Source organism: Sphingobacterium sp. E70 (assembly GCF_019285695.1).
Taxonomy (GTDB): domain Bacteria; phylum Bacteroidota; class Bacteroidia; order Sphingobacteriales; family Sphingobacteriaceae; genus Sphingobacterium; species Sphingobacterium detergens.
On the sequence record NZ_CP079104.1, the window covers coordinates 1,598,722 to 1,620,040 of the forward strand.

The following is a 21,319-nucleotide window of genomic DNA, read 5'->3' on the forward strand; positions in this document are numbered from 1 at the left end:
TTGTCCCCGGGTCCGTATCCCTAAATAAAAAGGATTCATTTTTAGAGTCAATGTTTACTGAATAGCTCAGAGAAAGATTGCTGTATTTGTCGATTCCAGTTCCATAGGTCAAAAAAGAAAAGAGATTGTGAGCAGTGTTTTTATTGACACTTTGATTGTCCAGTACAACAGTGTCTGTGTTTTTTGAAAAATAAGTTAAATTCCTTTTCGTATCTATTGCATTTGTATAAACGTTACCTGAATTCAGCACCATGAGTAAATACCTTCTTTTTTCTTTGCTAATATTAAATTTTATCTGGAAAAAGGGGTTGAAACTATAAGATCTACTGTTTACATTAGATGTGTCGTTTTGAGAATTGATAATGGAACTGTCTTCTTTAGTACTTACGGCATATCTTGAGGAATGATATAAATGATGGCCGGCGGTTGATTTTAGCTTAAAATCAAGTTCAAGGTCATTTCGAGATTACCCGTTAACCTGGAATTCAGGCGGAGCATTCTGTTACCGGATTGATTTTTGGAAGAAGAGAAATTCGAACGAAAATCATTTTCTAAAAACTGCTTCTCAAGATTATCTGTTGTCGTTTCATTTCTATTTTCATTTACACTGATTTCATTATTGAAATGAAGGTTCTTTTTAGTTCGTCATTATACGTTAAAGCATAATTTCTTGTTTCAGGATTACCGATTATTTTTGGCACGACAAATATTTCATTACTTGCTAATGATGAAATACTCGTGTTTATGCCAATTTTTCTTGAATTATTAAAAAGTCCACCAAATAAGGCTAAACCATAACGTCCTTTGCTGCCGTAATTAGCAGCCACATTTCCAAAGACACTTTTTTTAGCCTCTTCCTTTAAGATAATATTGGCCACCTGAATTTTCTTTCCGTCATTAATTCTCGTGGATTTTGTAAGCTCCGTTTCCTCATCATAAACCTGGACCTTTTTGACAGCATCCGCTCTTACATTTCGGACTATTATTCGTGGATCGTAAGAAAAATATTCCTGTCCATCAATGTAAATCTTTGAAACGACCTTATTTTTTACCATCACAGTACCATCATCACTTACCGTTATACCATGTAATTTCTGAAGTAAAGAACCTACTTTATCATTTTTACCCAAACTCATGGCGGCTACTGTATATTCTGTTGTGTCACCGTTGAGCTTTATCCGGAGAATGTCTTTATTGATGACCACTTCATCAATAATGTTCTCTAAACGATCCAGTGTGATGTTGATTTTGTCTGAAATCCTATCACTAACTTTCAAAGTCTTATGGACTCCTTGAAATCGAGGATATGATACGGAAAGAATATATTCACCACTATCCTGAACATTGATCAGAAAACTGCCATTTTGGTCTGTACGACAATATTGAATAATTAACGAATCTTTTTGTTCAATACCATAACCAAAGCATTTTCAAGTGGCTGTATTGTATTTTTAACAACGACCTCGCCTTTTATTAATTTTTGAGCATACAGGTCTCCGCTCATTACGAGTAAAGCAACGAGTAAAATAATAAGTTTATCACGCATGTAAAAGCTTAATGAATGTTAGTCCTGCATCGAAGATCGCTAATCGGAGATCTATGTTCTTTTCTAAAGAACTTTAAAATTAAGAAGTAAATAACCATTAGAATTAATACGCTTACGAGAACCTCAAAGAAAGACATTCCGAGAAACAATAAATTTTTCATATAATTAATCTTTTGTAATAAATTTTTGAAATTTCCGGAGACTCACTCGATGCCACAAGAGGATTACTTACTTTTCGTGCATCGTCCAAATTAAAAACAAGGGTCAAAGGCAAATATTCCTGATTTTTGCTTTCAAAAATCTCGCAGTCTATTGGCAAGCAGTGATATTTGAGATTAGGTATATTATAATCTTTTAATAAATACGCTAACCTTATAGGATCTGAGTATCTTGCCAAAACAATAATATTGTAAGAGTTTTTACTGACTTGCGTTAAATTTTCCAATTCCTGAACAATACAAGAATTGCAGCCTGTTTCAGTAAAATAAAAATAGATGGTCTTATTTTTATTATCTGATTGAACTTCGATATTTTGATTATTGATATCTTTCAGATCGTGCCTGAGAGTATATCCTATTAGTGATATTGAAAGCTTATAATTCTGAACGGTTTCATCCAAATTCATATATCTGAGACCAATATCACTTTGATAGTTTGATAGTGTTGATTTCATTTTGTTTACGTAATAAAATGAAATCAATACTGTTATTATACAGGCAGTACTTACTGTATAAGGTATTAGATTTTTGAATTTTGGAGACATACTATAGGTTTATTAATAAGTTTATCACGCATGTAAAAGCTTAATGAATGTTAGTCCTGCATCGAAGATCGCTAATCGGAGATCTATGTTCTTTTTCTAAAGAACTTTAAAATTAAGAAGTAAATAACCATTAGAATTAATACGCTTACGAGAACCTCAAAGAAAGACATTCCGAGAAACAATAAATTTTTCATATAATTAATCTTTTGTAATAAATTTTGAAATTTCCGGAGACTCACTCGATGCCACAAGAGGATTACTTACTTTTCGTGCATCGTCCAAATTAAAAACAAGGGTCAAAGGCAAATATTCCTGATTTTTGCTTTCAAAAATCTCGCAGTCTATTGGCAAGCAGTGATATTTGAGATTAGGTATATTATAATCTTTTAATAAATACGCTAACCTTATAGGATCTGAGTATCTTGCCAAAACAATAATATTGTAAGAGTTTTTACTGACTTGCGTTAAATTTTCCAATTCCTGAACAATACAAGAATTGCAGCCTGTTTCAGTAAAATAAAAATAGATGGTCTTATTTTTATTATCTGATTGAACTTCGATATTTTGATTATTGATATCTTTCAGATCGTGCCTGAGAGTATATCCTATTAGTGATATTGAAAGCTTATAATTCTGAACGGTTTCATCCAAATTCATATATCTGAGACCAATATCACTTTGATAGTTTGATAGTGTTGATTTCATTTTGTTTACGTAATAAAATGAAATCAATACTGTTATTATACAGGCAGTACTTACTGTATAAGGTATTAGATTTTTGAATTTTGGAGACATACTATAGGTTTATTATTACTAACTGATGATACCAGATTCCTTAGTTCCTTTGTTGCAGTATTCAGATTTTTCCTGTAATATTCCCCAACATCTCTCGGATATATAATTGATATAAAATTATTCTCAATCTTATCACTGATATAAATAGGAATTTGATATAGGTCATTCACTAACCTACCACTCAGTTTCCCCTGTTAGATTTAAGATAAATATGAGTCAGCAGTTCATTTCCTCTAAAAAAAATTGAAGTAAAGAAATCTATCGCTCTCAATGACATCTTTAATAAGGAATGAATAATTAACGGAAGTATCAGACTTTAGAAAATCAAAAAAGACTGGCCGGATAGTTGGTCAATATTCTTTAAGATTTTACTATTCTCGAAATAGACGGAGTATCTTGCATTTAATTTTTGGCTATTAATATTCCATCCAAAAATTGTATTGTCCAATGGTTTTATATATAAAATCGTATCGTTGTAATTGTAAAATGATCGAGAGATTGTTACATAAATTGCCCCTGTGGAAACCTGTCCAAATCAAAAGGCAAGTAGAGGTTCCTAACGTTTTTGTTTTTATTATAAGCCAAAAGTTCAAAGGTTATCTCGTTTTTGTTCCCAAACTTCAGATCGTCTGAATTAAAGTTGATCATTTTAGACAAATTAAAGAGTATTGTCGAATCAGCCGGAGAATACGCAAATGAATTAAAAAACAGATAAAGGCTGTCCTGTTTAAGTAAATTTAGATGATAATCATATTTGCAAACTCTTTGGTTTTTATATGCAATTACGATCTGCTTGTTAATTTTGTCAAGACTGAAGGCTATAGGAGTTTGCTCTCGCCCAGCTTTACTTTCTGCTATTAATTTTCCTTTGGAATCAAAAACCAATACTTTCTTGGCATAGTCCTTATCAAGAACAAAATAATGAGAGTCGTCGTAATCTAGCTGGTCTATTTTTTCAAAAGCGGTTTCATTGGCAGAATCTAATCGCAAAAAACTAACATCAGATACTATACTTGACAAATTAATAGAATCTTTCTTTTGGACATCTACAATGATCTCCACATTGTCGAGAGAATGTATTTCTGGACTTTTTGCCTGGTTGTCATTACTTCTACAGAAAGAGACTGCCAAGGAGATGAAAACTACACCAATAATTACGAGTAATTTGTTATTCATATTAGATTATTCAAGCTTAATATTTTGGTTAGTAACTGCTCCGCTTCAGTAATAATTTTTATTCTTTCACAAACTTATTATTCTTAACGTACCTCTAAGGTAAAAGAATAATATTATTAGCTAATTATGAAAATCATTAAAAAATACAATTGAAATTATCTACTTAAAACTTGAATTTAGTAATGGTTCAGAAGTGGAGTTACTGATTAATCTGCGCGAATCCAATTACGCTACTTTAGAAACAAAATCTTTCCAAAAGATTATAACTTGAATAACAAATGTTTATCTTTGTATAAATTAAAACGTTCTTTAAATCTTTATTAAGATTTTGCAGATTAAAATATTAGTGGAGTTGTGGCAAATTCGTAGCAATGTTCTGATTTGAAATTTTAAATATTTCATTTTCAACAACTTACACCAAGTAATTCGAATCCTCACTCTCCGCCACCAAAAATAAAGCCCGACGATAGTCGGGTTTTGTCGTTTATAGACTTTTGCAAACAATGTTTGATCAAAAGTATTAAACGACGAAAAAATGAACGGAGTGAATGGCTTTATTTTATGGTGAAGCCACCCCTTTGGGATCATCTTATTATCCTCACTCTCCGCAGAACAAGCCTTTCAGAAATGAAAGGCTTTTTTCGTGGTATTCGGATTCGAACCAGAAGGATCGGCCGGGGTTCGAACTTCTTCATCTTCCCCTATCGTCCCTTAGACTAATAAAAAGTGGCTTTTTGATAAAAAAATCGAAGTCCTTTCATTCAGATATTCCTGTACATTTTGTAGATTTATGCTATTAACCGATTAAATTTATGGAGTCACCTAAATCCAAATATTATCTTACAGCAAAGAAGTTCTGGAGGACAGTTGTAGACATTGAGAAAACAGCGGACACCTCGGAATTACAACAACAGATCGAATTTCATAAACGCTTGTTAAATATATTTCAAGCAGGCAATTTCTATTATCTAGTGTTCAATATGTATACCGGGGAAGTCGAGATCATTAGCGAAGAATGCGAAAATTTGATCGGCTATAAACCAGAAGAGCTTTCTCTTCCATTTCTCATGGAACGCATCCATCCTGACGACAAAGCCTATTTCCTCAACTTTGAATATAAAGTCGTGGAGTTTTTTAAGAGTTTACCTTATGAAAAAGTAAAAAGCTATAAGGTCCAATATGATTTCAGGTTCAAAAGAAAAGATGGGCATTACATCAGGATCCTGCATCAAGCTATTCAGATAGATTATGATGAAAACAACTTCTACCGTACGCTCTCTCTGCATACCGACATATCGCATATAAAACAAGAAGGAAAACCCTGTTTCTCACTTATTGGACTTGATGACGAACCTTCTTTTTTAATATTCAACTCGATCAAGCGTTCACAAAATCCTATGATATGTTTACAAAGCGAGAGCGAGAAATTTTAAAATGTATCGTTGAGGGCAAGATGAGCAAAAAAATTGCTGATGAGCTGTGTGTCAGTCTCCACACGATAAACACGCACAGGAAAAATATTCTTGCTAAAGCTGGCGTAAAAACACCCGTGGATCTAATAGCCAAGGCGATAAAGGAAGGCTGGTTATAGGTTAGGGCCTACTTTCAATCAAACAATGTCGGAGTCCGATCTTTCTTTTCCAGATCAATAAGAATAGACTTATTTTTCAGACCACCTGCAAAACCAACGAGTTTCCCAGATCCACCGATGACCCGATGACAGGGTACAATAATGGATATCGGATTCTTGTTCAACGCACCACCGACTGCACGTACAGCTTTGATATCACCTAGTTGGCGTGCCAGATCTCCATAGGTTTTTGTTCGACCATAAGGAATAGTGAGCAAAGCTTCCCACACCTTAAGCTGAAAGGGAGTTCCCTGCATATCCAACGGTAGGTCAAAAACAGTGCGCTTGCGGTCAAAATACTCCAAAAGCTGTTGTTGAGCGAGTAAAAGTAATGGTGCATGGTCCTCTCTATCCGGTTTAGATAACTTTGTACGGGTATAGTCCTCACCTTCCCACAATACAGCAGTAAGACCACGTCTGGTCGCCACAAGCCTTATGTTCCCTACTGGCGATGCGATATCTGTATAGACAAGTCCGTTATCCTGCTCCATATTTTTTATTGGCAAGTTACTAATCTTTTTTTTTTCATTTCCCGCAACGAAAATATGTTCCTCTACAATTTCCCTTAACTGACGACCTATATTATAAAACCGCCACGACCATCTGATCACTGCTTCACCTTTTTGCGATAGCCACAACCAAAGAAGACAAATTCTCAATCTTAAAAGCTAGTATCACCACAACACGATTATTAGCATAAGCAAATCTTGGTCTATCATCTTCTACTAGACAATTCTTTAACCTATTGTAATTGAACCGACTGAAAAAATTCAAAGAAAAAACGGTTCCCATTGTCAAAAAAATATGGAATAGTTCTCGTCGGGGCATCATATCAATGTGTATGAACAAGAGTTATAACCTAAAGACAAAGCATCATGGCAGAATTAAACCAAAAACACAAGAAAGCGGAAAGAAAAAAATTAGAAGCCGGAAAATGGCCCCAAAGGTAGATCTGACAGCGATGGTAGACCTTGCTTTTCTTTTGATCACCTTCTTCATGCTGACCACAACCCTAAACAAACCTGCAAGCAATGGATATTGCCATGCCAGACAAAACAAAAGGCGAGGCGACACCACCAGTGCTCATTGACGAAAACCGGACAGCGACATTGATTCTTGGGGATGGAAAATTTATGTGGTATCATGGCGACTTCAAGAAGCCCATTGCCTTTTCTGAAAAACCAAGCGATATAGAGAAAACATTACCGCAGGTGCTCGCACAGTTGAAAGCAAAGATCAGTAACATGCCCAACAGCAAGGATATGATCGTACTGATCAAGCCGAGCAAAGAAGCAAGGACGAAAGATGTGATCCATACAATTGATGAGATCAAACACCAAAACATCACACGCTATGTCATTGGCAAAACGCAAGAAGAAGAGGAAAACAGTTGTTAGCTTCCATTCAGTAAAATACGAAAGGGAAAGCACCAATAGCAATGAAAATCGACTAAAGTTCTTTCTATTCAATAAACCGAGCGTAACGAGTTCATTGATGCCTTAATGAAAAATACGAATCAATAAAAAACAGGCAATTCAGAAAAAAAGCCTAAGTATTCAATATTCAAAAAGGACTTTAGCGATCGAGCATAATCAAAGTCAAAGGGCCATTCCAAAATTGAATGGCCCTTTTGTCTTTGTGTTCAGTATTACAATCTATTATCTTTTGTCCAGATTTTCCCAATAGCGTTCCACGTTCTCTTTTACCTCGGTAGGCAAAGAAGCATAATTGTCTGAATAGGAAGTCTTCGTATATCCATCCTCCGCCTCCGCACGCAGACGATAAAATTGTCCCTTATATAAAACCAAAGCAATACAGCTCAGCTGCTTTTCGACGTGATCCTTTGGATGCCTGGAATAGATAAACACCGCATCCAGTTTCCCATCTTTGTCAGCATCAAAGAAGGCTTTTCTGGATTCCCATACCGAAGTAATAATACCATCTTCAACGATAGTTTCCTCCACAATAGGCACCCACATACCATCTTTTCGCTGAAATTGCTGTGCATATAGTTTATCCGGATCTGCTCCGCGTTCCTCTTTTGAAAAAATGATATAATTATCTTCCTTTTCGGTCTGAATATGCTCCACCTGCAGCACACGTTTGCCTTTAAATGGAAAACCCGAAGATTCAAAATTTTCTTTGTTGACTGTAATATCGGTGATTTGTGCCTGCGCGGTGTAACATCCCAGCAGCAGCAGGACAAAAAAGTGTATTTTCCCATGTGTTTTCCCTAAATATCTATTCAAATTACTGACAATAAAAGAAAAATCCAATATTTTTAACATGCATCTTTACATCAACCTGATTCAATTCTCCTATATTCTCGCTAAATTTATCTTATTCATACACCGTGCAACAGCTACAGATGAGGTATCCGTTTCACAAAAGCAGGCATTAAACCCATGAAACAGGACATTCAAACCATCGCGGACATAAAAATATTAGTCGATCAGTTTTACAGCACCGTTCGTCAGGACAATCTCCTAGGCCCTATTTTTCAGGAACGTATTCAGGACAATTGGGGCATACACCTGGAAAAAATGTATCGCTTTTGGCAGACGATCCTGCTGGATGAACATACCTACTTTGGCAGTCCATTTCCACCCCATATCCCCTCCCCATTGAGGCAAAACATTTCGATCAATGGCTACTTCTGTTTGAAGCGACCGTCGATCGGCTATATACAGGTGAAAAGGCTGACGAAGCCAAATGGCGCGCACAAAAATGGCACAGATGTTCCAGTTTAAAAAAGAATATTTTAATGCCAACCCGAAAAAGAAACCGCTGATATAGCACATTTTATATTCCAGGTTCGATATGCAGTCCCACTTCATTTTCTACTAGCATTCCAGATAAAGTTACCTCCCAGTATCCGATAGGCTCATTTTTTTAGCAGTCGCCATGCTCTTTTATTTTGTAACAAAAATTGCTTACCACAAGCACGAAAACAAAAATAAAGCACTAAAAATCAATTAAATACACAAAAATAACAAATTTTAACATTTCATATTCTACATAATGTAGAATAGATTCTATATTTGTAGTATGAATAAATTATCAGCGACTGAAGAACAATTGATGGGATACATCTGGGACATGAAAAAGGCCTTTATGAAAGATCTTATGGAAGCCTATCCTGAACCCAAACCTGCTCCGACGACGATTGCGACATTATTAAAACGAATGACCGAAAAGGGAGCCATATCGTATGTATTATATGGCAATTCAAGAGAGTACTATTCCCTGTTCGACAAGGACAGTTATTATCTCGCACACGTCAATGATATTGTTGAAACATATTTTGATAATTCAGCTTTAAAATTTGCTTCTTTTTCACAAAACAATCGCAGTTGAACAAGGAGCAATTGGAAGAACTGAAAAAATAATTGATTCAGAAATTAAAAACAAAGCGACATGATTATCTATCTGGGAAAATTGATCGCCTGTTCAGGCTTACTGTATCTGGTATACATTTCTCTTTTGCAACAGCAAAAGCTCTTGGTATTTAACCGGTTTTATCTGCTTGCCATTATACCTATCGCTCTTTTTACACCATTGGTGCAAACTGCTCTGCCGTCATTTATCCCTGATTTTTTCATTTTAATAGGGTTCAAGCGGAAGTCGTTCCAGAGCATATGGAGCTTGCCATCACAGCCCCTGCAGCCGTCCAACAAGAACCGTTGATATCAACCAACACGGTTATTTTCCTTGTCTATCTACTGATTGCTATTGCACTTTTGGTTAGGTATATAGTAAGCTATAAAAAGTTTTCATCCTACATCAGTCGGGCATCAGCGACAGACAATCCTTCAATTTATAGTATTCATGGCCTTAAAACTCCCTTCTCATTTTTCAGACGGATCTATGTACCCCGTGGCGCCTATTTACAAGGAGAGATTGAGGCTTCGATTATCGCCCATGAACAGGCACATGCAGACCAGCGACATTCCATAGATGTGATGCTCATGCAGTTCATGCGCATTGTATTATGGTTCAACCCTTTGGTTTACCTGATCGACAGAGCTGTTCGACAAAACCACGAATACCTGGCAGACGATGCCGTAGTACAGGTTTATGAACGCGCCAGTTACCAACATCTGATTATCCAGTGGAGCATGTCCTCCCCGATATAAACGCATTACCGGCCAGTAATTTTAATTTTTAACAACAAAAAAACGATTAATTATGTTACAGAAAAGAACGAACAGTGGTAAGCTCCTGCTGATGCCTGCGCTTACCTTATTGCTGACAACAGCAATTAGCCTGTTGTTTTCGACCCAGGTCGAAGCACAGAAAACAACGCCGGCCAAAACAGAAAAAACTGAGCCTGCGAAACCGGCCAAGACTCCCCACTTCCAAAAAACCGGGTGCCCCAAAAGCGGTATCTGAACGGCCTAGTCCGCCCAGAAGAGAAGGAGCTCCGCAATGGAACCCAAGAAAATGCTGCTCCAAAAGAAGAAACAATACGCTTTCCAGAGCCTAAAAAACAGGTGGAAACAGAAAGAAAACAATGAAAAATAAGCCACCAATGCTTGAAGAAGTGAAGGTGGAAACAGCACCCAAAATAGAAGAGGTGTATGTTGAAAACGTAAAATTTCAGGAACCTAAACGGATCAATGTAAACGGTAATGCGAATGGAAAAGCTACCGATAATGGCACCTCCGGCGGAAGTTCAAGTGAAAAGCATCAGGAACCTAAACGGATAACTATGCGTGGAACAGCGAATGTGAGCACTGTCACATCGGTAAACGCAAACAATGTTCAAGTCAATGATCCCAAAACGGTATCGATAGTAAAAACTGGAACTGCCACATCTGGATCGGCAAAGGCAACGGAAATTAGGTCGGCGGAACCACATACCATAACGAATGTAAACGTGCGTTCTACTAGTACCATCAGCTCCGAAGCAAAGGAAAACAACGGAAAGCGAGCCGCAAAATCGTTCTTAAAGGTCAACCCGCAAAAAAGAGTTTACATCAAATTAAACAGGATTTATGTCAAGTGACATGAAACGTCTGATTCAAAAAGCAAAAAACCGGAAGAACAATCGTTCCTCCGGTTTTTCAACCAAGCCTATGGAAAAATCGTGAAATCCATGAGGCTGTTATTGCATACGTACCGCCTGAATCACTTTCGGCTTGGATGTTAGGTAGTTCCTAAACCCAGTTGCATACTGTTCAATCTCTGCATTTAAGGTTTCGATGTACTTCTTTTTGCTCCGCTATCACCATCCAGTTTTACCATCCAGTTAATTTCAGTGCTATCATCCCCTTTTCTTTGGTAAATATCGCTACCTGAACCGCTTTCAAGCCCGTTGGCAGCGCATCTTTTTAATCGTATACACCAAAAACGATGCTGCTCCTCCAATTGGTTCAGCAATTCATCGCGCTTGGAACCGTCCTTAAATGTCACCTCCCGTGCAATAGGCAATTCAGTACCCTTGTTAACCATGGATTTCACATAGCCATTGGAAAGAACGGCAACCAAGCCGTTATTCTTCAGCAACGACCAGACCGAGTCCCGTGCTACGGGAACCTCGATCCGTCGGTCTATATCCCAGCTTACAACAGCTGCTGTGGCCATTTGCGCCTTACCTTGCATCGCAACCGATACCAGCAAAACAAGCATGAAAAGAATACGTTTCATCAGTTATTTGTTTAAAAGTTTGGCCAATTCTTTTTCAAGATCGGCACCACGAAGATTTCGAGCGACCACTTTACCATCACTGTCTAACAAGAAGTTAGAAGGAATTGCTGTGATATTATAATACTGAGCGGCTTCATTTTTCCAACCTTTCAGATCCGATACCTGTGCCCAAGGCATTTTATCATCTTTACCGCTTTCAACCAGTTATCTTTCTTATCGTCCAATGATACGGCAAAGACATCAAAACCTTTTGCCTTAAAAAAGCATTGTATGCTTTCAATACATGTGGGTTCTCAGCCCGGCAAGGACCACACCAAGAAGCCCAGAAATCGACCAATACATATTTCTTACCTTTCAGGTAGTCGTATAAGTTGACATTCTTTCCTGCGGCATCTGCCTGTGTGATATTGATAAATTTAGCACCATCCTCTGTTTTCTTCACAGCAGCAAGAGCCTTGTTGATATTTTCCTTCACTTCCTTTGCTTCCTGTAACCAAGGGTATTTTTCGATCAGGGGATTGACATAGCTCAGGATAAATTCCTGATCACGTCTGGGACTGACATAGCCCAAAGCATAGACCACCTGCGGTTCATTTTTATAGTTCTTAACGTACCATTTAGCGCGGGTAGCCATATTATCATATTGTTCCATCATCATATCCGTCAACGATTTAGTCATTGCCGTATCCTTGCTCTGCATAGCCATGTACTGTCTTTTACCAATAGCAATGGTATTCTGATAGTTTTGATAATTTTCCCAGTTCAGCATATTGATCAACTGATTGTCTTTACCTTCAGATTCAATAAAAACATAAGGCGGATTTTTGATTTTGATTTTAGCGGTATCCAAGCCTCTAAAATCAATTTTTAAATCATCATTACCGGCCCAAAAGGTGATTCTATCCCAACCAAAAACATCCAGGCTGTAAAAACGAGGTGTTTTTGCCGGTACTTTTATTTCATAGGTATTATCTGCCTTTAATTGAATTTTCTGAAAAACCTCTGCATCCTTCATCGCTTTGTCTTTCAATACAAAGGGATATTTTTCTTGACTCTCTTTATCTGGTGGAAATTTCACTGTTCCCCGTACGGTAATGTAATCTCGCGTTTGCGCAATTAATGCTGTAGTCATCAATAGTCCAGCGACTATACCTAATACCACTTTTTTCATGTTGTATCTAATTATATGTTTAAAATTTAACCTTGAATAATTCTTCTAATTTTTTTCTCCATAGCGCCACCACCTTTGGGCTCGAATCCGATTTCCTTCATAATGATTTTGCCTGAGGGTCGATCAGATAAGAAGTCGGCACTGCATTGACATTAAATAGGGAGTAAGAAACCTTGCGGTCGTCGTATAACTGTGGCCAGGGATTAGACTCCTCCTTTACAGCTTTTAACCATGCGTCCTTATTTTGATCGATCGAAATATTGATCACAATAAAATCCTTATCCTTGATCTTGCCATAGACCTCACGGATCCTTGGGAACGAAGCCCGACAAGGGGAACACCAGGAAGCCCAAAAATCCAACAGAATGTATTTTCCTTAAACTCATTAAAGCTGCGTAATTTTCCAAGGGCATCAGGCAGTTCAAAGTTCTTGACCGTAGCGCCTATATACGCATTTTTCTGTCCCTGGATCTTGGCATATAAAGTCTGCGATTCTTCGCTTTTTTGACCTTATCCGATAATTTATTGTAATAATATTCTAATCGTTCGAGCGGTAAAGTCGTTTCCTGCGACTGTATAAACACAGGTGAAACCAATGCATTTGGTTTCACAAATACATTCAGCAAAGAATCATTCAAGTGCACAAAAAGCTGTTCTTTATACGCTTTTGCTGCTTCAAATTGTGCATTTCCGGTCTTCATGGCATCTGCACCATATTTTTCCTGTGTCAGACGCATGGATTCCCGAAATACCTTGATTTTCGCTTCATTGTATTGGTAAAAAGAAGTCGCTGAGGCAAGACCGCTCACTTTACCGGATGATAAACCTTTCAGCACATCAAATTCCACGTTTATGGTACCCGATTGATCGTAAAACAAGACTAGCGGTGCATACATACGACGTTTGGCATGATCATATTCAATGGAAATCGCCCGTGATCCAACTTTTTATCTTCAAAATTGATTTCGAAGTGGCCATTTTTATTTCCGCCGAATCTTTCACCATACGATTGTACAGGTATACTTTGTTGTGCCCTTCCGTATCACCAGTTACCTTCCCAATGACCTTGACCTTAATCTGACCGATGGCCAGCTGCGCGATCAAGAGCCCTAAAACACTAAAAATTATTTTCTTCATCTATCTAAAATTTATTATTAAGCTACTCTGATTGCCATGCTTTCCGTACGGGACAGTGTTCCATGACCAAACGCATCCGCTCTATCTGTCCCTGGGTGAAGCTATTCCGTAGCGAAGCAAAGCGGACATCATCCATAGCGTTGTTTGCCAGAAACTTTTCACCATCTAAGCCTGTCTTCAGGAGACCTGAAGATTGGTTTGCCGTCTGCGTATTCCCCGTAAAATATTTCTTCGTATCCGCCACAAAGTCATTGACAGGCAAGGTTATTGAATTCGTTGCATACAGACCATAATATATACCCAGATGAGGAGCGATTTCTATTTTGAGACTCGACTCCGGAAAGAAAATTGACCGCTGAATCCCCAGACCGTAGATTGTATAAAAATCAGTTGTCGGGATTTCGGCTTCCGAGTTAACGATATTGGCAATCCCTCGATTGCCTGCTGCCCCGCAGGTACGAGTTGATAAGCCGCACGGTTATTTCCAATACTGGTATTTGCTACTGTTGGATAGATATAGATATTCAAAAATTTATCCTTGTTCCATTGGTAGGCAGCAGTCGCATTGATTTTCGCAGTAAAATTTGTGGGTAAAAACTGCGCTGTGGGTGAAGCTTTCCAGCTTGCATCATATAGGATCTTATTGTAACCAGGTAGTGCTAAAGCCATTCCTGCCGGATTTTTCTTCGCCAGACGGAATTCAAAATTTGCCTGCCCGCCATTTGGATCTTTACCATACACATTGTTAAATACCGCATTTGCATAGGCTATAGCCGACTCCAATTGTTTTTGCTGAATATCCTGATAGGTCAGGGCATCATAGCCGGGGTCCGTCGTACTCAGCTCAAACACATGGAATACCACATCAATGTAGCGTTTTGCTCCCAAAGGCTTTGGCGCTTTAATCTGTACTGATTTAACCTTAGATTTCAGGCCACCGATCTGCGCATAAAATTCTCGTGTGTTCTTCGAAAGATATTTTACCTGATATTCCATTCCATCGACCAGCTGTCCATCCGCAAAAATCTTGACTTCAGCTTTCGGGAGCTTAGCGTAGTCCACATACATCATCGTATCTCTTGGCTGTCCCCCGCATCCTTGATCTGCACTTTACGATAGGCCTCCAGCACAAATTGCAATGTCGCTTTGCCATCGGCGATCAGCGATGTGCTTCCTGTCGAAAAGTAGATGGAATCGATATCTCCGACTTCTGCTGTATATGTTTGGTAATTAAACGTGTCTTTTTGCAGGCCTGCAGCCCTAGCAAGACAATGAGTACAAAGAGTATATTTTTCATCTTTATCTATTTTTTTCGTTCATTCATCTATAACACTTAAAAAATAATTGGATTCCAGCCTTCATTTGGTACGATATGCGGATTTTCCTGCAATTCAGTCAATGGAATTGGCAATGCATAGTGATAGCCTCCGGCCTCGACCTTAATGTCAAATTCCTTATCGAAAAACTTGAGCTTACGCTGCATCGTGCCCAGTCGGTAACGTTTGAGATCTAACCAACGCTTATCCGTATCACAAAAGAATTCCTTGCGTCGCTCGCTGATAATCTCGCGCAGCAGCTGTTCATTATTCAGATTGTTTTTTGCTGTTGCCCCTCTAAATCCTTTAAACTTATTTAAGGTTGCCAGCGCTTGCTCGTTCTGATTTAAACGGCAGTAGCTCTCCGCCAATATCAGATACGCTTCCTCTGGCGTAAACAAGTGAATACGCACATATTTTGGTCCATTGGGCATCCCGTCTGGCCAGGTACTTGACAATACAGCTCCATTGAAATACGCCGCCTTCCGTATGTCATCGTTGTCAAAAGATTCCAAAAATCCGGGATCCACTTTTAGATTTGCCGGAGCAAAACCCAGATAATCGTAAGGCGATCCGTAGATGGCGCCGACATTACCAAAGTTTAACGATTGCATATAAACTGCCGGATATTCGGTATTGAGATTGCGCTGCACATTTTGAAAAGCCGTCAGTGTATTTGGAATATATGCATCCACACCATCAATAGCCGCCAGTGCATAGTTGCGCGCTTCTGTATAATCTTCCGCTTGTCTGGCCGAGGACTCGGCCTTAAACCAATAGACCTGAGCCAACAGATTCTGGATAAAACGACCATTGAAAAGCGACTGTAACCAGGGTTCCCTCCTTCCGATTGGTAGAAGGCCAAAGCCTGTTTCAGATCGTCAATAACGACTTTGTATACATCAGCCGATTTCCACCTCTTCATTTCAATACCTACCACCTCTTTTCCTGTATGCAGATACAAGGGAATTCCCGGTCTTCCTTATCCATAGGTGCGAAATATTGCTGCAGTTTGAAGATATAGTAGGCCCGATGTACCAGCATCTCCCTTTTACGCGTTTCAGTTCACTCGGATCACCCTGCGTTAATTCGTCCGACTGATCGATCAATGCATTTAGAAACCCGATCACAGCATAATAGTTGTTCCAGATATTATCCGAGGTCTCCATATCGTTAAAAAGTAACTTATTAGCATACAATTTTTCGATACCGTGGATGTTTTTGGATTGATATACTGCCCCATATTACCAGCAAAATCGAAATTGTCCGCATAGGCCTCAAACATCATATTTTGTGCTTCGTTCATAATTGGAGCCTGCCCAACAATTGGACTGGTGTTTGACCGTGCAAACATATCCAGATAACCAGCCAATACAGATTTTACGTCGTCCAGGGTTGTTACCGCCCGTTGGTTTTTCGGTGGCAGATCCAAGAAGTCCTTACAACCTTTATTGATTAATGTACAGCACAATGCGATATAGATTACTATCTTTTTCATCTTTAATAGCTATTAAAATCCAATATTTAACGAAAATGAATAACTCGGTGTGGTTGGATAACCAAAAGCCATCTGTGTCTCCGGATCCGAACCTGAATAAGGTGAAATCGTAAATAGGTTATTGGCAAATACGCCGATCTGCAGCTGTTTGATCAGTTTTTTGAGCACTGCTGGATTTGCGCGCCAGTTGACACCGATTTCGGTACATTTGATATACATCCCTGATTCAACATCCCTATCGATGAGGTAATTAACATAATTTGAAGCTGTCGGTGAATAATAAGGGATATCCGTCACATCACCATACTGACGCCAGCGATATTGCTGTTCCTTGAGACGGTTTGTACGTCCAGCTGTCACATCATCTGTCATCCCACTCGGTCCCTCCCGACGATCCTGAAATCCCTTGATCATATTACCGTCCGCAAACACAAAGTTTGTTGAGAACGTCATGCTTTTATACCGCAAGCGTGTATTGAAGCCGCCATATAGTTTAGGGTCCTGCTGTCCCAGATAGTATGTCCGGTACTTACTCTGTAGATCTGCCGACGATATTTTTGAAAGATCAATAATTTCCTCGCCGTTGATATTTCCGGCCGCATCCAGACGTTGGGCCTTCACCATCATGTGTCCATTATTCGGATCGATGTGGTCATATTTATAGCCAAACCAAGAACGCATCGCATAATTCTCTACATTTTGTGGTGTTAGATTAGACACTGTCGGTTCTTTCTTATAATACACCTTATCGAGGTTATTTTTGACTGTCGTCAGATTTCCGCCAACCTCCCAGAGCCAGTCTGTCTTTTTGAGCAATTCCACACGTGCCGAAAGTTCCCAGCCTTTATTGGAAAGTATTCCCGCATTCACGACAGAACTCGTACGCCCTACCGATACTGGCAATACCACATTGTCAAGAGATCGGTCACCCGATTATCGTAATAGTTGGCTTCGATATTCAGACGGCTATTCAAGACAGATATCTGGACACCATAATTTATATCTCGCTTCTTTTCCCATTTCAATACAGGATTACCGTATTTAAACGCTTGTGCTTTTACGACATCATCATAGACCAATGCGCTGAGGGTATAGGTATGGAAGGGATAGACCGAACGGTTGATACTGCCTGTATAACCAAAACCTGCCGAGAGTACAAATCGGTTCAACCAGGGCAGTTGTTCCTTGACAAACTTCTCTTCATGTCCGTTCCATTTGGCTCCAACCGACCAGAGTGGTGTAAACTGATTTTTGAACCAATGATATCCACACCGTCCGAACGGAAATTCGCATTAAAGACATAACGATTTGCATAACTATAGGTTGCGGAACTGATAAAGGATACCGAGCGATCTTTTTCATAATACGTACCGCCTAAGCGTGACAGATCCAATTTCTTATAGTTCGCTGGTGGCACATCATCCCAGGAAGGATAACCCGCCATACGGTAGTCCTGCAAATAAATGGGATTGTAGTGAAAGAAACGATTGTTTGTCCGCTCGGAGACCTCATTGGCAAAAAAGCCTGTACATAATGCTTGTCTGCGAAAGTCTTGTTATACTCGATGGTATTCCGGACCGTGTAATCGAGGGTTCTGCCTGAATTTTCCTCCAAAAAGCCATAGTTAAATTTCGGTAATACTCCAGATCCACTCGTCCGGGCCACATTTAACCAGTTTTGAGCAAAGGAACGGTAGGTACCCGCACGGGATTCATCCGCAGTAGATACATTGGTATAATTCACAACAGCGGATCCACGGTATTGGAATCCATTTAAAAACTTCCATTCCAGTCCAAACTGACTCCGTACATTGGCATAATCCGTGGTCAACGTATTTTCCCGCAGTTCTTTGATGATATTGAAAGTCTCATAATTTAAATAGGCCGTTTCACCAACTTTACCACTTAAATCCCGATAGGTCTTATCCCAGGCATACGAGCCATCTTCCTGATAAGGTCGTTCATACGGATTGGCAAATAGCGCATAACGGAAGGGATCCATGGCCGATTGCCCCTCCTTATTTTTCTTGATCGTAGAATACAGATTAAAATCGACCAATAGTTTATCGTTGATATTACGCGTCAGTTTGACATTCATCCCCTTGTTTGTTGTTATTTTCCATCAGTGTACCATTGGCATCCTGATAGTTCAACGAGACATTGTACTGGAGTTTCGTACTTCCACCACTCATGGCAATATTATGAGATTGCTGATAGGCCGGATTGTATAGTACATTGATCCAGTCTGTATTGATCATTGACAGTTGGTTGATTTGCTGTTGTGCTTCCGCTGCTGAAATAGCGCCATTATCCACTTGCAGCAGCAATTGGTTGGCACGTCCACCATAGACCGGATGAAAATCTTTGTACAATTGGGTTTCGAAGGCCAGCTTTTCTGCCGAATTCATAAAATTGAATGCATTGCCCGGCTGCATATTCAAGGACTGCTTGGTGCTATAATTGATATAATCCTTGCCAGCTTCCCCACGTTTGGTCGTGATCACAATCACACCGTTGGCCGCGCGGGCACCGTAGATAGAAGCTGCGGTCGCATCTCGTAGAATATCGATGCTGGCGATGTCTTCCGGCGGAATATTTCCGATCCCGTTGGTCAGCAAGCTATTGATATTAGAACTTGTTTTATCTGTTCCAGCAACCCCACCGTTCTGTAGCGGCATACCATCCAGGATGATCAGCGGCTCACTGCTCCCGGTCATGGTATTACTCCCGCGAATGATAATTGATCCAGCTTCGCCCGGCCTGCCCGAATTGGAACGAACATAGACACCGGTCAGTTTTCCACGCAGGGCCTTGTCTACGGTCGTTATCCCCGATGCCTGCAGATCTTCCCCTTGATGGAGGAAATATTTCCGATCAGTTTATTGCGTTCACGTTTTTGAAAGCCTGTGGAGATGACCACATCATCGAGCTGTTGTGCTTTGACACGCAAAGTCAGCATCAATGTTGTCTGTCCAGCGACATGGATTTCTTCGGGGTGATAGCCCAGGCAATTACAGAGCACCTGCTGCCCATCAGCAGGGCGGAGCAACTTAAAAGTCCCCGTACGATCAGTGGCAGTACCGATCCTGGTACCTTTGATCAGCAGGGTCGCTCCCACAACAGGATTGCCCGTTCGTCAACCACCTTCCCTTGAATGGTATCTTTTTGTGCTGCCTGCAAGGTTAACGCTGCTGCTTTTGTTTCCCGGTTCCTTTCGTCGTTCTTTTCTTCACCAAAACCTGCTGTCCCGAAATCTTAAATTCCAATTTCGTCTGCTGTTCAAGTAGCTGAATAACCCGTTCTATCGAACAGTTGGCACAGTCAAAGGAAATCGCAGGACTGTTTTCCACGGCCTTGTCGTAGAGAAATACATACTTGCTCTGTTTCTCGACCTGACGGAAGACGCTTATCAGCGATTTTTGTTTGGCGGCGATATTGATCTGTGCCTTTAGCCCTCCAAGCGGTGAAAGTATCAAAAGCCATACGCCTCCCCGAGCAAAATGGATTTCACACGCCTATACTTCATGAAATGGTGTTTCATAATGTTTTAGGTTAAATATTAGAAAATTGATTAGTTTGCTTTTGTTGCTTATTCGTTTTTCGTGACCGTAATCTCAATATCAAAAAACCGCAGCATTTCCACGACTTCTTTCATGGAGTCCGTTCGCTTGATCCTTCCTGAGATTTTCTTCGTAGTATCCTGCTGTTTTAAGCCTATAGACACTGGATACCAGCGCTCAAGCTCCCTGACGATTGTGAGTGCGTCAGCATCTTCAAAGTAGAATTCGCCATTACGCCAAGCCACTACCGATTCCGGATTAGCCAATGTATGAACAGCCCCACTTGCCCATCTGACACATACTGTTCGGCTGGTTTCAGTACCGTTGGCGCATCTTTTCGTCTGCTATCGCGCACCGCCACAGCGCCCTCCAATAAAGTGACGGTCTTGCTTCGCTCATTGTGATACCCTCGGGTATTAAAATGCGTTCCCAATACCTTCACCTGCTGTTGTCCCATCGTGACGATAAACGGAGATTTTTGTTGTGCGCCACCTCAAAGTAAGCCTCACCAGTTACCGAAACTGGGCGCTCAGCCCCTTCAAAATGTGCTGGAAATTTCAGTTGCGAAGATGCATTCAGCCACACCTCTGAACCATCAGACAATGTCACATGTAATTGCTTTCCGCGTCCAGTTTGAAGGGTTTGAAGCTGCCCCTGCAGTTTCGTATGATCTAGTTTTCTAAAATCCAGTGAACTGGCGTTGTGCGCCAATTGAGACAAATTGCTATCCAATGGGCGCGCACCATCCAATAAAACGGTATCACCTGTAGATAGAATGAGTTTTGACGATGAACTAGCATCCACATAGGTTGCTTTGAGCTCCTTCTCGTCCATAAAAGAGGTGGATGAATGCAGCCACAATTTCCATAGCGAGCCCAACAGCAACAAGACAATAGCTGCGGCACTGACCGCCCAGGGATTCCGATAGATCGGAACAGTCTTTACAACCGTATTAACCGCTGACAGACTATAGTCGTTATCTAGCTCCGCTTTACGGACAATCCCCTTCCAGATATCGTTCTGTTTATTCTTATTTGGTTTATTGGATAGAAAATGCATCATCAAATTTTTATTTCCAC

General features: G+C 39.9%; 36 protein-coding genes and 2 pseudogenes. 9 read left to right on the forward strand and 29 right to left on the reverse strand.

Annotated elements, in window-relative coordinates:
- Window positions 1-602: 602 nt before the first annotated feature.
- From KUH03_RS11570 to KUH03_RS11590, 6 genes are all read right to left on the reverse strand, one after another.
- Window positions 603-1,277: a hypothetical protein gene (locus tag KUH03_RS11570; RefSeq protein ID WP_257093461.1), complete on the reverse strand. Its 675-nt coding sequence runs from the start codon at window positions 1,275-1,277 to the stop codon at window positions 603-605.
- A 113-nt stretch (window positions 1,278-1,390) separates the two neighbouring features.
- Window positions 1,391-1,546: a hypothetical protein gene (locus KUH03_RS11575; RefSeq protein WP_257093463.1), complete on the reverse strand. Its 156-nt coding sequence runs from the start codon at window positions 1,544-1,546 to the stop codon at window positions 1,391-1,393.
- A gap of 157 nt (window positions 1,547-1,703) precedes the next feature.
- The gene (locus tag KUH03_RS11580; protein ID WP_257093465.1) at window positions 1,704-2,219 is read right to left on the reverse strand and encodes a hypothetical protein; all 516 of its coding nucleotides are present in this window, start codon (window positions 2,217-2,219) and stop codon (window positions 1,704-1,706) included.
- A gap of 288 nt (window positions 2,220-2,507) precedes the next feature.
- On the reverse strand, window positions 2,508-3,014 hold the full coding sequence (locus KUH03_RS11585; protein WP_257093467.1) for a hypothetical protein: 507 nt from the start codon (window positions 3,012-3,014) through the stop codon (window positions 2,508-2,510).
- 406 nt (window positions 3,015-3,420) lie between these two features.
- On the reverse strand, window positions 3,421-3,552 hold the full coding sequence (locus KUH03_RS48535) for a hypothetical protein (RefSeq protein ID WP_373564701.1): 132 nt from the start codon (window positions 3,550-3,552) through the stop codon (window positions 3,421-3,423).
- 53 nt (window positions 3,553-3,605) lie between these two features.
- Window positions 3,606-4,280: a 6-bladed beta-propeller gene (locus tag KUH03_RS11590; RefSeq protein ID WP_257093469.1), complete on the reverse strand. Its 675-nt coding sequence runs from the start codon at window positions 4,278-4,280 to the stop codon at window positions 3,606-3,608.
- Window positions 4,281-5,092: 812 nt separating this feature from the next.
- Between KUH03_RS11590 and KUH03_RS11595 the strand changes: the two genes are divergently transcribed.
- Together KUH03_RS11595 and KUH03_RS11600 are read left to right on the forward strand one after the other, a co-directional pair.
- On the forward strand, window positions 5,093-5,713 hold the full coding sequence (locus tag KUH03_RS11595; protein ID WP_257093471.1) for a PAS domain-containing protein: 621 nt from the start codon (window positions 5,093-5,095) through the stop codon (window positions 5,711-5,713).
- A 20-nt stretch (window positions 5,714-5,733) separates the two neighbouring features.
- A complete protein-coding gene (locus KUH03_RS11600; RefSeq protein ID WP_257093473.1) occupies window positions 5,734-5,871 on the forward strand; it encodes a response regulator transcription factor in 138 nt (45 codons plus the stop codon).
- 14 nt (window positions 5,872-5,885) lie between these two features.
- Here the strand turns inward: KUH03_RS11600 and KUH03_RS11605 are convergent, their stop codons facing one another.
- Window positions 5,886-6,521: a methylated-DNA--[protein]-cysteine S-methyltransferase gene (locus KUH03_RS11605; RefSeq protein ID WP_257093476.1), complete on the reverse strand. Its 636-nt coding sequence runs from the start codon at window positions 6,519-6,521 to the stop codon at window positions 5,886-5,888.
- Between the two features lie 350 nt (window positions 6,522-6,871).
- Between KUH03_RS11605 and KUH03_RS11610 the strand changes: the two genes are divergently transcribed.
- The gene (locus KUH03_RS11610; protein ID WP_257096914.1) at window positions 6,872-7,000 is read left to right on the forward strand and encodes a biopolymer transporter ExbD; all 129 of its coding nucleotides are present in this window, start codon (window positions 6,872-6,874) and stop codon (window positions 6,998-7,000) included.
- Entirely contained in the window at window positions 6,942-7,307 is a 366-nt protein-coding gene (locus KUH03_RS11615; protein WP_257093478.1) for a DUF2730 domain-containing protein, read from the forward strand. Before KUH03_RS11610 ends, KUH03_RS11615 begins: the two co-directional genes overlap by 59 nt.
- Before the next feature lie 261 nt (window positions 7,308-7,568).
- Here KUH03_RS11615 and KUH03_RS11620 read toward each other — a convergent pair whose 3' ends face one another.
- Complete coding sequence (locus tag KUH03_RS11620; protein WP_257093480.1) at window positions 7,569-8,159, reverse strand: hypothetical protein; 591 nt, start codon at window positions 8,157-8,159, stop codon at window positions 7,569-7,571.
- A 156-nt stretch (window positions 8,160-8,315) separates the two neighbouring features.
- Between KUH03_RS11620 and KUH03_RS11625 the strand changes: the two genes are divergently transcribed.
- The 5 genes from KUH03_RS11625 to KUH03_RS11645 all read left to right on the forward strand — a co-directional run bounded on the left by KUH03_RS11625 (window position 8,316) and on the right by KUH03_RS11645 (window position 10,918).
- Window positions 8,316-8,660, forward strand: coding sequence for a group III truncated hemoglobin (locus KUH03_RS11625; RefSeq protein ID WP_257093482.1), 345 nt, complete (start codon window positions 8,316-8,318; stop codon window positions 8,658-8,660).
- Between the two features lie 298 nt (window positions 8,661-8,958).
- Complete coding sequence (locus tag KUH03_RS11630; RefSeq protein WP_257093484.1) at window positions 8,959-9,267, forward strand: BlaI/MecI/CopY family transcriptional regulator; 309 nt, start codon at window positions 8,959-8,961, stop codon at window positions 9,265-9,267.
- Between the two features lie 281 nt (window positions 9,268-9,548).
- Window positions 9,549-10,046, forward strand: coding sequence for a M56 family metallopeptidase (locus KUH03_RS11635; RefSeq protein WP_257093487.1), 498 nt, complete (start codon window positions 9,549-9,551; stop codon window positions 10,044-10,046).
- A gap of 52 nt (window positions 10,047-10,098) precedes the next feature.
- Window positions 10,099-10,302: a hypothetical protein gene (locus KUH03_RS11640; protein WP_257093489.1), complete on the forward strand. Its 204-nt coding sequence runs from the start codon at window positions 10,099-10,101 to the stop codon at window positions 10,300-10,302.
- A 121-nt stretch (window positions 10,303-10,423) separates the two neighbouring features.
- Window positions 10,424-10,918, forward strand: coding sequence for a hypothetical protein (locus KUH03_RS11645; protein WP_257093491.1), 495 nt, complete (start codon window positions 10,424-10,426; stop codon window positions 10,916-10,918).
- Window positions 10,919-11,103: 185 nt separating this feature from the next.
- Here KUH03_RS11645 and KUH03_RS11650 read toward each other — a convergent pair whose 3' ends face one another.
- The 21 genes and pseudogenes from KUH03_RS11650 to KUH03_RS11750 all read right to left on the reverse strand — a co-directional run bounded on the left by KUH03_RS11650 (window position 11,104) and on the right by KUH03_RS11750 (window position 21,302).
- Window positions 11,104-11,559 carry a hypothetical protein gene (locus KUH03_RS11650; RefSeq protein WP_257093493.1) on the reverse strand — a complete coding sequence of 152 codons (456 nt, stop codon included), beginning with the start codon at window positions 11,557-11,559 and terminating at the stop codon, window positions 11,104-11,106.
- 3 nt (window positions 11,560-11,562) lie between these two features.
- Entirely contained in the window at window positions 11,563-11,736 is a 174-nt protein-coding gene (locus KUH03_RS11655; RefSeq protein ID WP_257093495.1) for a peroxiredoxin, read from the reverse strand.
- Between the two features lie 19 nt (window positions 11,737-11,755).
- On the reverse strand, window positions 11,756-12,730 hold the full coding sequence (locus KUH03_RS11660) for a TlpA disulfide reductase family protein (RefSeq protein WP_257093497.1): 975 nt from the start codon (window positions 12,728-12,730) through the stop codon (window positions 11,756-11,758).
- Window positions 12,731-12,827: 97 nt separating this feature from the next.
- Window positions 12,828-13,097 carry a TlpA disulfide reductase family protein gene (locus KUH03_RS11665; protein ID WP_306429732.1) on the reverse strand — a complete coding sequence of 90 codons (270 nt, stop codon included), beginning with the start codon at window positions 13,095-13,097 and terminating at the stop codon, window positions 12,828-12,830.
- 76 nt (window positions 13,098-13,173) lie between these two features.
- Complete coding sequence (locus KUH03_RS11670) at window positions 13,174-13,626, reverse strand: hypothetical protein (protein WP_257093501.1); 453 nt, start codon at window positions 13,624-13,626, stop codon at window positions 13,174-13,176.
- Between the two features lie 22 nt (window positions 13,627-13,648).
- Window positions 13,649-13,867 (reverse strand): hypothetical protein, encoded by a 219-nt coding sequence (locus KUH03_RS11675; protein ID WP_257093503.1) that lies wholly within the window; start codon window positions 13,865-13,867, stop codon window positions 13,649-13,651.
- Between the two features lie 22 nt (window positions 13,868-13,889).
- Complete coding sequence (locus tag KUH03_RS11680; RefSeq protein ID WP_257093505.1) at window positions 13,890-14,129, reverse strand: M43 family zinc metalloprotease; 240 nt, start codon at window positions 14,127-14,129, stop codon at window positions 13,890-13,892.
- Window positions 14,130-14,185: 56 nt separating this feature from the next.
- Window positions 14,186-14,938, reverse strand: a complete 753-nt coding sequence (locus tag KUH03_RS11685) for a hypothetical protein (RefSeq protein ID WP_257093507.1) — start codon at window positions 14,936-14,938, stop codon at window positions 14,186-14,188.
- Window positions 14,939-15,200: 262 nt separating this feature from the next.
- On the reverse strand, window positions 15,201-15,974 hold the full coding sequence (locus KUH03_RS11690) for a RagB/SusD family nutrient uptake outer membrane protein (RefSeq protein ID WP_257093509.1): 774 nt from the start codon (window positions 15,972-15,974) through the stop codon (window positions 15,201-15,203).
- A 135-nt stretch (window positions 15,975-16,109) separates the two neighbouring features.
- Window positions 16,110-16,352: a hypothetical protein gene (locus KUH03_RS11695; RefSeq protein WP_257093511.1), complete on the reverse strand. Its 243-nt coding sequence runs from the start codon at window positions 16,350-16,352 to the stop codon at window positions 16,110-16,112.
- Window positions 16,310-16,681: a hypothetical protein gene (locus tag KUH03_RS11700; RefSeq protein ID WP_257093513.1), complete on the reverse strand. Its 372-nt coding sequence runs from the start codon at window positions 16,679-16,681 to the stop codon at window positions 16,310-16,312. The genes KUH03_RS11695 and KUH03_RS11700 overlap by 43 nt, the downstream gene beginning before the upstream one ends.
- A gap of 12 nt (window positions 16,682-16,693) precedes the next feature.
- Window positions 16,694-17,590, reverse strand: coding sequence for a hypothetical protein (locus KUH03_RS11705; RefSeq protein ID WP_257093515.1), 897 nt, complete (start codon window positions 17,588-17,590; stop codon window positions 16,694-16,696).
- Window positions 17,569-17,865: pseudogene (locus KUH03_RS11710) on the reverse strand (hypothetical protein); the annotation flags it as partial. The pseudogene KUH03_RS11710 and the gene KUH03_RS11705, both read right to left, overlap by 22 nt.
- Window positions 17,847-18,074, reverse strand: coding sequence for a hypothetical protein (locus tag KUH03_RS11715; protein WP_257093517.1), 228 nt, complete (start codon window positions 18,072-18,074; stop codon window positions 17,847-17,849). The pseudogene KUH03_RS11710 and the gene KUH03_RS11715, both read right to left, overlap by 19 nt.
- Window positions 18,056-18,778 (reverse strand): hypothetical protein, encoded by a 723-nt coding sequence (locus KUH03_RS11720; RefSeq protein ID WP_257093519.1) that lies wholly within the window; start codon window positions 18,776-18,778, stop codon window positions 18,056-18,058. Before KUH03_RS11720 ends, KUH03_RS11715 begins: the two co-directional genes overlap by 19 nt.
- On the reverse strand, window positions 18,756-19,523 hold the full coding sequence (locus KUH03_RS11725; RefSeq protein ID WP_306429733.1) for a TonB-dependent receptor plug domain-containing protein: 768 nt from the start codon (window positions 19,521-19,523) through the stop codon (window positions 18,756-18,758). Before KUH03_RS11725 ends, KUH03_RS11720 begins: the two co-directional genes overlap by 23 nt.
- A pseudogene (locus KUH03_RS11730) lies at window positions 19,505-19,801 on the reverse strand (carboxypeptidase-like regulatory domain-containing protein); the annotation flags it as partial. The gene KUH03_RS11725 and the pseudogene KUH03_RS11730, both read right to left, overlap by 19 nt.
- Before the next feature lie 61 nt (window positions 19,802-19,862).
- Window positions 19,863-20,156, reverse strand: a complete 294-nt coding sequence (locus KUH03_RS11735) for a hypothetical protein (RefSeq protein WP_257093521.1) — start codon at window positions 20,154-20,156, stop codon at window positions 19,863-19,865.
- 113 nt (window positions 20,157-20,269) lie between these two features.
- A complete protein-coding gene (locus KUH03_RS11740; protein WP_257093523.1) occupies window positions 20,270-20,485 on the reverse strand; it encodes a DUF4974 domain-containing protein in 216 nt (71 codons plus the stop codon).
- A complete protein-coding gene (locus tag KUH03_RS11745; protein WP_257093525.1) occupies window positions 20,485-20,697 on the reverse strand; it encodes a hypothetical protein in 213 nt (70 codons plus the stop codon). The genes KUH03_RS11740 and KUH03_RS11745 overlap by 1 nt, the downstream gene beginning before the upstream one ends.
- Complete coding sequence (locus KUH03_RS11750) at window positions 20,679-21,302, reverse strand: FecR family protein (RefSeq protein WP_257093527.1); 624 nt, start codon at window positions 21,300-21,302, stop codon at window positions 20,679-20,681. Before KUH03_RS11750 ends, KUH03_RS11745 begins: the two co-directional genes overlap by 19 nt.
- Between the last annotated feature and the right edge of the window lie 17 nt (window positions 21,303-21,319).

Coding starts and splice junctions, on each gene's coding strand:
- KUH03_RS11575 (WP_257093463.1), bottom strand. CDS start 1,546: ATGCGTGATAAACTTATTATTTTACTCGTTGCTTTACTCGTAATGAGC.
- KUH03_RS11580 (WP_257093465.1), bottom strand. CDS start 2,219: ATGAAATCAACACTATCAAACTATCAAAGTGATATTGGTCTCAGATAT.
- KUH03_RS11585 (WP_257093467.1), bottom strand. CDS start 3,014: ATGAAATCAACACTATCAAACTATCAAAGTGATATTGGTCTCAGATAT.
- KUH03_RS11590 (WP_257093469.1), bottom strand. CDS start 4,280: ATGAATAACAAATTACTCGTAATTATTGGTGTAGTTTTCATCTCCTTG.
- KUH03_RS11595 (WP_257093471.1), top strand. CDS start 5,093: ATGGAGTCACCTAAATCCAAATATTATCTTACAGCAAAGAAGTTCTGG.
- KUH03_RS11600 (WP_257093473.1), top strand. CDS start 5,734: ATGAGCAAAAAAATTGCTGATGAGCTGTGTGTCAGTCTCCACACGATA.
- KUH03_RS11610 (WP_257096914.1), top strand. CDS start 6,872: ATGGTAGACCTTGCTTTTCTTTTGATCACCTTCTTCATGCTGACCACA.
- KUH03_RS11615 (WP_257093478.1), top strand. CDS start 6,942: ATGGATATTGCCATGCCAGACAAAACAAAAGGCGAGGCGACACCACCA.
- KUH03_RS11625 (WP_257093482.1), top strand. CDS start 8,316: ATGAAACAGGACATTCAAACCATCGCGGACATAAAAATATTAGTCGAT.
- KUH03_RS11630 (WP_257093484.1), top strand. CDS start 8,959: ATGAATAAATTATCAGCGACTGAAGAACAATTGATGGGATACATCTGG.
- KUH03_RS11635 (WP_257093487.1), top strand. CDS start 9,549: ATGGAGCTTGCCATCACAGCCCCTGCAGCCGTCCAACAAGAACCGTTG.
- KUH03_RS11640 (WP_257093489.1), top strand. CDS start 10,099: ATGTTACAGAAAAGAACGAACAGTGGTAAGCTCCTGCTGATGCCTGCG.
- KUH03_RS11645 (WP_257093491.1), top strand. CDS start 10,424: ATGAAAAATAAGCCACCAATGCTTGAAGAAGTGAAGGTGGAAACAGCA.
- KUH03_RS11650 (WP_257093493.1), bottom strand. CDS start 11,559: ATGAAACGTATTCTTTTCATGCTTGTTTTGCTGGTATCGGTTGCGATG.
- KUH03_RS11655 (WP_257093495.1), bottom strand. CDS start 11,736: ATGCCTTGGGCACAGGTATCGGATCTGAAAGGTTGGAAAAATGAAGCC.
- KUH03_RS11660 (WP_257093497.1), bottom strand. CDS start 12,730: ATGAAAAAAGTGGTATTAGGTATAGTCGCTGGACTATTGATGACTACA.
- KUH03_RS11670 (WP_257093501.1), bottom strand. CDS start 13,626: ATGTATGCACCGCTAGTCTTGTTTTACGATCAATCGGGTACCATAAAC.
- KUH03_RS11675 (WP_257093503.1), bottom strand. CDS start 13,867: ATGAAGAAAATAATTTTTAGTGTTTTAGGGCTCTTGATCGCGCAGCTG.
- KUH03_RS11685 (WP_257093507.1), bottom strand. CDS start 14,938: ATGATGTATGTGGACTACGCTAAGCTCCCGAAAGCTGAAGTCAAGATT.
- KUH03_RS11695 (WP_257093511.1), bottom strand. CDS start 16,352: ATGGAGACCTCGGATAATATCTGGAACAACTATTATGCTGTGATCGGG.
- KUH03_RS11700 (WP_257093513.1), bottom strand. CDS start 16,681: ATGAAAAAGATAGTAATCTATATCGCATTGTGCTGTACATTAATCAAT.
- KUH03_RS11720 (WP_257093519.1), bottom strand. CDS start 18,778: ATGAATGTCAAACTGACGCGTAATATCAACGATAAACTATTGGTCGAT.
- KUH03_RS11745 (WP_257093525.1), bottom strand. CDS start 20,697: ATGGGACAACAGCAGGTGAAGGTATTGGGAACGCATTTTAATACCCGA.
- KUH03_RS11750 (WP_257093527.1), bottom strand. CDS start 21,302: ATGATGCATTTTCTATCCAATAAACCAAATAAGAATAAACAGAACGAT.